Origin of the sequence: Pedobacter agri PB92 (genome assembly GCF_000258495.1) — a bacterium.
GTDB classification, from domain to species: domain Bacteria; phylum Bacteroidota; class Bacteroidia; order Sphingobacteriales; family Sphingobacteriaceae; genus Pedobacter; species Pedobacter agri.
Window position 1 is genome coordinate 1 of the sequence record NZ_AJLG01000190.1, and the last position, 8,783, is coordinate 8,783.

Consider the following 8,783-nt stretch of genomic DNA (forward strand, 5'->3'; position numbering starts at 1 on the left):
GCTACAAACCTTCAGACGTGTAGCAAATTTCCCCAAAAAGATTGGGGGGACAGCAGGACTGGAACTAAATATTCAGCACTGCTGGGGCTTTAAAAGTTTTAATTGAACTAAAATTTTTTCATAAGCCAATCAGAATAATATAGTTGAATATTACTACCATTTTCTTTATAATTAATTATTAAATTAACTAAATGTGTAGTTTTAATCTCGTTTTACTGAATTTCTTGTGATAATTTTTGTTTTTTATTTGAATTAGCTGATATATTTTGGATTTATATTAAAAATTTGACTGTATTTGTCCTTTAACTATTTAATTTTTAATGTAAAATTTGTTTTACATGGCAATAACCTCTATTTTTGTCGCATTAATCATTAATTAATCTAAAAAAAATCCAAATTTCATGAGAAAACTTTTACAAAGTTTGTTCGTGTTGATGTTTATTGCATTTTTCTGCACTAGCTCAAGACCGAACAGTGACAGGAACAGTCACATCTAGCGAGGACGGGCTTCCGCTGCCAGGCGTAACAGTTAAAATAGCAGGACAAACAGGTGGAGCAATTACAAATGCTACGGGAGTTTTTACAGTTTCAGTAAATTCATCTGCCAAAGCTTTAGAATTTTCTGCCTTAGGCTTTGTTTCGCAAACTAGAATTTTAACTGCAGCGTCTACCTATAGTGTTGTATTAACAGCAAGTACAAACGAACTTAATGATGTTATTGTGGTAGCCTATGGAACAGTTAAAAAGGAAAGTTTTACTGGTGCTGCTTCAGTTGTTGAATCAAAAAACTTTGCAGACCGACCTAATACATCTTTCCAAAAATCATTACAGGGAGCGGCTGCTGGTGTACAAGTAACCAGCGTATCGGGGCAACCTGGTGCTGCGACACAAGTGAGGGTTCGTGGTGTTGGGTCAATTTCAGCAGGTTCTACACCATTGTACGTAATTGACGGAATCGCAGTAACGTCATCAGGTACTGACTTAACTTCGGTTGCTCAAACTGCTGATGTTTTATCGTCATTAAATCCGAATGATATCGAATCAGTAACCATATTAAAAGATGCTGCTGCTACTGCGGTTTATGGTTCTCGTGCTGCAAACGGGGTAGTATTAATTACAACCAAACAAGGTAAAGCTGGTGCTACGAAATTTAATGCAAGCGTAACAGGTGGTTATTCTTATCAAGCTGTAAAAAAGCACGAGGTATTAAATGCCCAAGAGTATTACAAACTGTATTTCGATAGTTATTATGCGCAAAGAATTGCAGCTGGTTTAACACCAGATGCAGCAGCTGTTGCAGCAAATACTTTGACAAGAACACGTTTATCAGTTAATCCATTCAATACACCAAATCCGTTTGTAGCTGGTGGTGCACTGGCTCCAGGTGCAGCTTTATTTTATGATACTGACTGGAGGGATGAAGTACTAAGACGAGGACAAACAAAAGATGTGAATGTTTCTGCAAGTGGTGGTACAGAAAAGCTGAAATATTATGTTTCTGGCGGATATTTCGATCAAAAAGGCATTGTAATCGGGTCTGACTTTAAAAGATATTCCGGAAAATTTAATTTATCTAATCAGGTAAATGATTTCTTTTCATTTGGTATTAATAATACTTTGGCAAGTTCAACTCAGAACACACCTCCAGGAGCTGGTGGTGGTGCGAATCCGGTTCGTTTTGCCGATATTATTTCAAATATTTATTCATTATATGTGAGAGACGCGAATGGTAATCCGGTTCCTGATGCGAATGGTAATCCGACATATAGTTATGTCAATCCGGTTTCTCCAGATTTTAATCCAGTTGGATTAAATGAGTTAGATACTTACTTAACCAAAATTACCCGTATTACAACATCTCCATATGCTCAGGTAAAATTTCTTAATGGATTTACTGCCAGATCAACAGTAAGTTTAGATTATTCTGCAGTGAGAGAGAATCAGTTTTATAATTTGTTACATGGTAACGGTGTGGGGGTAAAAGGAAGAGGGTATCGTTATTCTAAGGAAGATATTACCACTACGTTTATTAATACTTTAACATATAATAAAAGTATCGATAAACATAATTTCGACATTTTGTTAGGGCAGGAAGCGTATCGCAACAAATACGATCAAATTACGGCAATGGCAACTGGTTATGGTTTTGCAGGGCAAACTGAATTAGTTTCAGCATCGACGCCAGGAACTGCTTCATCATTTTATACTGAAGCAAGACTTGAATCATATTTCTCGAGAGCTAATTATGACTACGATAACAAATATTATCTATCAGGTAGTTATAGAAGAGACGGTTTCTCGGCTTTTGGCCCAGACAAGAAATTTGGTAACTTCTGGTCAGTTGGTGGTGCATGGAGAATTAATAAAGAAAATTTCATGCAAAATGTAAAATTTGTTGATGACTTAAAGTTACGTGCAAGTTATGGTGTAACCGGTAATAATGATATTAGCCGTTATGCGGCTCAAGGACTATACTCACTTGCGAATGCTTATGAGGGGCTTGCAGGTATGTCATATACCCAGTTAGCCAATGATGAATTGGCATGGGAACGCTCTAAAGCATTGGAATTTGGTTTGGAATTTGCTGTACTAGACCGCAGACTAAGTGGAGAAATTTCTTACTTCGAGAAAAAATCTGACGGACTACTATTCGCAAAGCCACTATCAAGAACAACCGGATTTAGTACAATCAACACCAATTTGGCTGAGATGAATAATACCGGTATTGAGCTTGCCTTAAACGCTACACCAATTAGAACTGATAACTTTAACTGGAACATCGCTTTTAATATTACTAAAATTAAAAATAAGGTTATTTCATCCACTCAAGACGAGGTTGTTGATCCAAATGACGGAACCAAGCTTCTTAAAGTTGGACAAGATCGCTATCAATGGTATTTAAGAGAATATGCCGGAATTGATCAGGCAGATGGTAGGCCAATGTGGTATAGAGATGATGCAAGTGGCAATAAGGTAACTACAAAGGTGTATGCAGAAGCTAAACAATATACTGGTTTGGGTTCGGCATTACCAAAATATTATGGTGGTTTCAATAATACATTATCGTATAAAGAATTTGATCTCAGCGTTTTTACTTACTTCTCTTTGGGTGGAAAAGTTTATGATGCTTTGTACGCAGCTTTAATGCATAATGGTATTTCTCCAGGTCAGCAAATGTCTAAAGATGTGCTAAATGCTTGGTCTCCAACAAATACAACTTCAACAACTCCAAGATTTTTGCCAGCATCTAATACAGATTTATCAAATAGTTCTTCCAGCAGATTTTTATATGATGGATCATACATGAGGGTTAAAAACATCACGCTGGGATATACCTTGAAAAAGAATGGGCAAGTAAAGTAAAGTTATCTACTGCCCGCTTATTTGTAATGGCTGAAAATCCATTTACATATGCTGCCCACAAAGGTTTCGATCCGGAAGCAACAATTGCAGGAACTAGTAACAATGATATTCCAAACATTAAAACCTTTTCAATTGGTTTAACAGCTGGTTTTTAATTTTAAGATAAGATATTATGAAAAAGATAAATAAAATAGGGATATATTCTTCACTCATTCTACTTGCAAGTTTATCTAGCTGTAAGAAAGATTTTTTGGAAGTAACGCCTACCCAGCAGATTAATGCAGCTGAAGCGTTTTCTTCACCTGAAAAAATTGCAGCAGCTTTAACTGGCGTGTATGACGTTTCTACCAATCCTTCATATAAATACAACATGATTTTAAATAATGATGTTAAAGGTGGAGACATTTTGGTAGTAAGTGGTGCCGGCAATTATGGACGATTTATTAATGGGTATCAGTTTATTGAGAATCCAAGCTCTGTTGAGCCATCTGATTACTGGACACTAGGTTACAGAGTGATTGCAAATGCAAATCAGTTTGAAGCAAATTTACCTACTGCCCCTATTACAGATGCACAGAAGAGCGCTTATTTCGCAGAAACCAGAGCCCTTAGAGCTGAAGCTTATTTCTGGCTTATTCAATGGTATGCTAAGCCATACACGCTTGATCCGGAAGCTTTAGGTGTACCATTAGTTCTTGCTCCATTAGGTCCGAACGGTACTTTATCTCCGAGAGCTAAAGTAAAAGAAGTTTACGCCCAAATTCTTTCCGATTTTTTGTTTGCTGAAGCGAACATTCCTGCAACAAAAACAAGTGTATACAGGATGACTAAAGGGGCGATTCAAGGCTTTCTTGCTCGTGTATATTTAACAATGGGTGATTATCCAAATGCAAGTAAATACGCAAAACTTGCTAGAGTTGGAAAGCCGCTTGGAACTGGAGCATCATTACTTACTGGTTTTATCAACCCGTCATCAGAATGGATTTATGCTTTAAATTCAAGAACGGATGACAACTCAGGTTTCTTAACCGTAAACTCTTTCTACGATCCTTTTGATATTGGATATTCGAGTTTCAGGGCTGCTGATAACTTCTTCAATTCCTTTGCGTCGAATGACATTCGTTTGCAGCAATTCAGAGTGAATGGTGTTATCGGTGCCAGAAGAGGTCAGGAGGGTTTCTTAATTAATAAATTTGATTTTAACACTACGCCAGCACAAAATCAGGTAATTATCAGATCATCTGAAATGTATCTAATCGAAGCTGAAGCTGAGGCAAGACAAGGTGTGGCAAATGAAGCTGCAGCCAAAACTGCTTTATTGGCTATTCAGCAAAGAGCAGGTGTGGCAACAGTTCCATCAGCAAATACGGGCCAGGCGCTCATTAACGAGATTATGGCTGAACGTGGAAAAGAGCTTTATGGCGAAGGATTTAAATTCTTCGATTTATTAAGGACCAAAACGCCGGTAGTTAGAACAGCTGGAAATGGACATTGGGCAATTGTAAGTTTCCAACCTGGAGATAATAAATTGGTTCTTCCATTACCTCAAACAGAACTTAATGCTAACCCTGTATTAAAGCCTCAGCAAAATCCAGGCTATAGCAACTAGTATTTCTCTGCTAATTTATTCATGGGCTATCTCTAATTTGAGATAGCCCTTTTTTGTTTCTAAAACTAACCCAAATCAATTTGATCCATCATTCATTAAAACTTCGTTCAATCGGTATCAGGCGGCTTCTACATCTGTTAAAAAATGTAAAAACTTTCAACCCCGAGGCAATAAAACCGTATTATTGTAGTATTACGTACATAATTCATGATGAATAAAATACACTACAAAATAAGTTTTATCATTACCTTAATTTTGCTTAGTGCTAACGCATTTGCGCAAAGTAAAAATATACAATTGCCTGCCAATTGGTATAATCTGGATTTGACTGAAAACGGTTATTTCGGCATTAGTACCGAAAAAGCTTATCGTGAATTATTAAATGATAAGAAACCCAAAGAAAATATTATTGTAGCTGTGATTGATGGTGGTGTTGATATCAACCATCCCGATTTACAAAATGTGTTGTGGACGAACAAAAAGGAAATTCCAAACAATGGTATTGATGATGATGGCAATGGCTATATCGATGATATTCATGGCTGGAACTTTATTGGGTCAAAAAAAGGAAATCTTGAATTCGATAATCTGGAATTAATACGGTTATATAGAATCTATCATCCTAAATATCAATCAACTACCAATCTTACACCGCTGGATAGTGCACAAAAAGAAGAATATCGTATCTATCAAAAAATTGTTGGCGATTTTGGAAAGAAGTATGAAGATGCCAGTAAGACTTTTCCCGTATTAATGGCCATTAACAAAGTTATTGATTCTGTTGCTCGGGTAAATAATAAGCCAATGCCGACGCTAGAGGATATAGATAGATATAAAGCCGATAATGAAGAGGAAGAATATGTGAAAATAATTATCCGGAAGGGCTCAAAGGAAGATGGAGGTTTCGAGAAGTTTTATAAAAGTATCAAGGACGGATACAAACAGTATGATGCCATGCTGAAGTACAATTTAAATCCGAAGTATGATATGCGGGCAGAACTTGTGGGCGACGATTATTCGGACTCAAATCAACGCAACTACGGTAACAGAGATGTGAAAGGGCCAGATGCATTTCATGGCAGCCATGTTTCCGGAATTATTGGTGCTGATCGTAAAAATGGAATAGGTATTATGGGTGTGGCTAACCATGTCAGTATTATGGCCATTAGAGTAGTGCCTACGGGTGATGAGCGTGATAAGGATGTCGCCAATGGTATCCGCTACGCAGTAGATAATGGTGCAAAAGTGATTAATATGAGCTTTGGCAAAGGTTACAAGTGGGATAAAAAAGTTGTGGATGAAGCCGTGAAATATGCGGAAAGTAAAGGCGTTCTTTTGGTGCATGCAGCAGGAAATGATAATCAAAATAATGATGTTGAAGAGAATTATCCTAACAAGTATTTCCAAAGTAAAGAGGCGGAAGATTATAAAAAAGCAAATAGTAAGCCTAGCCGGCCAGATTTTATTCCACCACCCAGAAACAATCAGAATAATGGCATGGGGATGAGGCCGACAGTAGGCCGTTCGCCTGTGATCAAACCAATCCCGTTAGATTCTGCAAAATTTAAGCTGCCTCATGCCAGAAACTGGATTGAGGTAGGGGCAAGTGCTTACAAAGATGATGATAATTTAAAAGCAAGCTTCTCGAATTATGGAAAATATAATGTTGATGTTTTTGCGCCCGGGTTTTTGATTAATTCTACTGTTCCTGATGGGAAGTACGAAGAAGCCGATGGTACCAGTATGGCTGCACCTGTAGTTTCGGGTTTGGCCGCATTAATTTTAAGTTACTATCCTCATTTAACTCCTGTTCAAGTACGGGAAATTATCATGAAATCTGTTTCAAGGGTTGCACATAAAATAAAATACAAAAACGAAAAAGGCGAAAATGTACGCGTAATGTTCAACGAAATATGTGTAAGTGGCGGCGTGGTTAATGCCTATAACGCATTAAAACTAGCTGAAAATTACAAATAACTTTTACAGGCTAGCCCATCATTACTAGTGAAGTGCTGGTGTTTAGTGATTAATCGTTTTGATAAATTGCTGAAAAGTGCCAAAAGGATAGTTTTTTGATTTCAGCCAATGAATAAATTTATCCATCCTTTCCACCATTTGATTTCCTGTATTTTTGCGAACATAGGCAGGAAATCCAAACCTTTCGAAATCATTTAAATCGGTAAACTCCCAGGGGTGAAAATATACGTTTAGATAATGGTCTTTTCTATAAGTCCAGCGGGCTAAGGCTTTGTAAATACTTAACGGGAGATTATGAAATGATAGCCAAAATAGCGGAAACCTCACGACTGGACTTACAGAAGCTGGAATTTGCAATACATTTTGTTTCGTAAAAAATGTTCGAGATATATGGAAATTGTTGTATCGACCAGGAAGATAGGTTGGATTGATAGATGTGTTGTAAGTATACCCAGCTTTTTCGATTTCCTTTTCATCTACGGGCATCATCCGAGCCATACGGTAACCTGTAATCTCTTTACCTGAAAGTTCTTCAAGCTTGATCTTGGATTGCAGTAAATGCTCCGTCTTGAAATCCGAATGGTAATAACCATGCGAAGCCAGTTCATGACCGCTTTCTGTAATCCGCTTAATTAAATCAGGAATGTTTTCAGCAAAAGTTACGGTACAGAAAAATGTCGCTTTAACCTGGTGTTTATCTAATAAATCTAAAATGGCAATTGTACCCGTTCTCGAAATCGAAATCTGATCCGCAAATGAGATATCCCGGTTGTATTCAAAAGGCATGTCAAACTCTTCAATATCAAAACTTAAAAGCACCATTATTTTTGAGGGATATTTGTTGAACGGATAATGTAATTCGGACGATTTTTGGTTTGCATAAACATTTTACCTACATATATGCCAATGATGCCTAAAATGATTAGTTGCAAACCTCCGAAGAAAACAATAGTCATAATAACAGATGCCCAACCCGACACCTCAACATTATTTGCAAAGGCATAGATAATATATGGAATATACAAAACTGATGCGAATGACAGTATAAAGCCCAGGTAAACTGCCGAATACAGGGGTTTAATGCTAAAGGAAGTAACACCATGTAGCGCTAATCTGAACATCTTCTTTAGGGTATATTTGCTTTTTCCAGAAAAACGTGCTGCTGGATTATACCTAATGGCATATTGTTTAAAGCCAAGCCATTTCACTAGTCCCCTCAAAAAAGGTTCATTCTCCTGAAAGTTTCTAAATACGTTCACCACTTTTTGGTCTAAAAGACGGAAATCGGCTGCACCCGGCTCCAGATCAATGTCTGATAACCAGTTGAGTGTTTTATAGAACAGGCTTGATGAACTTCGTTTTCCCTTTGATAAGCTTTTATCTTCTTCGCGAATGGTGTAAACCACCTCAAAACCTTCTTCCCATTTTTTAAGCATATCTGGAATCAACTCCGGTGGATGCTGCATATCGCAATCCATTGAAATAACACAATCGCCAAATGCATGATCCATACCTGCCTTAACTGCTAGCTGGTGGCCGAAATTTTTACTGAACTCCAGAAAAAAGATATTTTCTGCCGTAGATGAATACTCTTTTATTTTCTCCAATGTATGGTCAGCGCTTCCATCATCTACAAGAATAATTTCATAATGATAAGCTATGGAAGAGAAAACCTTTTTAATACTTTCAGCAATCACGAAAATATTATCAGCCTCGTTGTAAGCTGGTATTACGATGGAAACTAACTTCTTCATTTATCGGCAATCAAATAAGATTCAAAATCTTCTTTCAGCATTTGGAAAACTATCGTAAGCCAAATGATCAGTGTGTACGT

6 protein-coding genes are annotated in these 8,783 nt (G+C 37.2%); 4 read left to right on the forward strand and 2 right to left on the reverse strand.

The annotated features are described in order from the left end of the window. Positions 1-474 precede the first annotated feature (474 nt). The 4 genes from ON09_RS20265 (at position 475) to ON09_RS20275 (ending at position 6,949) form a co-directional block, all read left to right on the forward strand. Positions 475-3,363, forward strand: coding sequence for a SusC/RagA family TonB-linked outer membrane protein (locus tag ON09_RS20265; protein ID WP_157259028.1), 2,889 nt, complete (start codon positions 475-477; stop codon positions 3,361-3,363). Positions 3,364-3,389: 26 nt separating this feature from the next. Next, positions 3,390-3,518, forward strand: a complete 129-nt coding sequence (locus tag ON09_RS26520; protein WP_010602897.1) for a hypothetical protein — start codon at positions 3,390-3,392, stop codon at positions 3,516-3,518. 17 nt (positions 3,519-3,535) lie between these two features. Continuing rightward, entirely contained in the window at positions 3,536-4,972 is a 1,437-nt protein-coding gene (locus tag ON09_RS20270; protein WP_010602898.1) for a RagB/SusD family nutrient uptake outer membrane protein, read from the forward strand. Positions 4,973-5,179: 207 nt separating this feature from the next. Further along, a complete protein-coding gene (locus ON09_RS20275) occupies positions 5,180-6,949 on the forward strand; it encodes a S8 family peptidase (protein ID WP_010602899.1) in 1,770 nt (589 codons plus the stop codon). A gap of 42 nt (positions 6,950-6,991) precedes the next feature. On the opposite strand, the gene ON09_RS20280 is transcribed toward ON09_RS20275, so the two are convergent. After that, positions 6,992-7,771 (reverse strand): polysaccharide deacetylase family protein, encoded by a 780-nt coding sequence (locus tag ON09_RS20280; RefSeq protein WP_010602900.1) that lies wholly within the window; start codon positions 7,769-7,771, stop codon positions 6,992-6,994. After that, positions 7,771-8,703 (reverse strand): glycosyltransferase family 2 protein, encoded by a 933-nt coding sequence (locus ON09_RS20285; protein ID WP_010602901.1) that lies wholly within the window; start codon positions 8,701-8,703, stop codon positions 7,771-7,773. Before ON09_RS20285 ends, ON09_RS20280 begins: the two co-directional genes overlap by 1 nt. Positions 8,704-8,783: the final 80 nt, after the last annotated feature.

Excerpts from the sequence above, each read along its gene's own strand:
- ON09_RS20275 (WP_010602899.1), top strand. The coding sequence starts at position 5,180 with ATGATGAATAAAATACACTACAAAATAAGTTTTATCATTACCTTAATT.
- ON09_RS20270 (WP_010602898.1), top strand. The coding sequence starts at position 3,536 with ATGAAAAAGATAAATAAAATAGGGATATATTCTTCACTCATTCTACTT.
- ON09_RS20280 (WP_010602900.1), bottom strand. The coding sequence starts at position 7,771 with ATGGTGCTTTTAAGTTTTGATATTGAAGAGTTTGACATGCCTTTTGAA.
- ON09_RS20285 (WP_010602901.1), bottom strand. The coding sequence starts at position 8,703 with ATGAAGAAGTTAGTTTCCATCGTAATACCAGCTTACAACGAGGCTGAT.
- ON09_RS26520 (WP_010602897.1), top strand. The coding sequence starts at position 3,390 with ATGGCTGAAAATCCATTTACATATGCTGCCCACAAAGGTTTCGATCCG.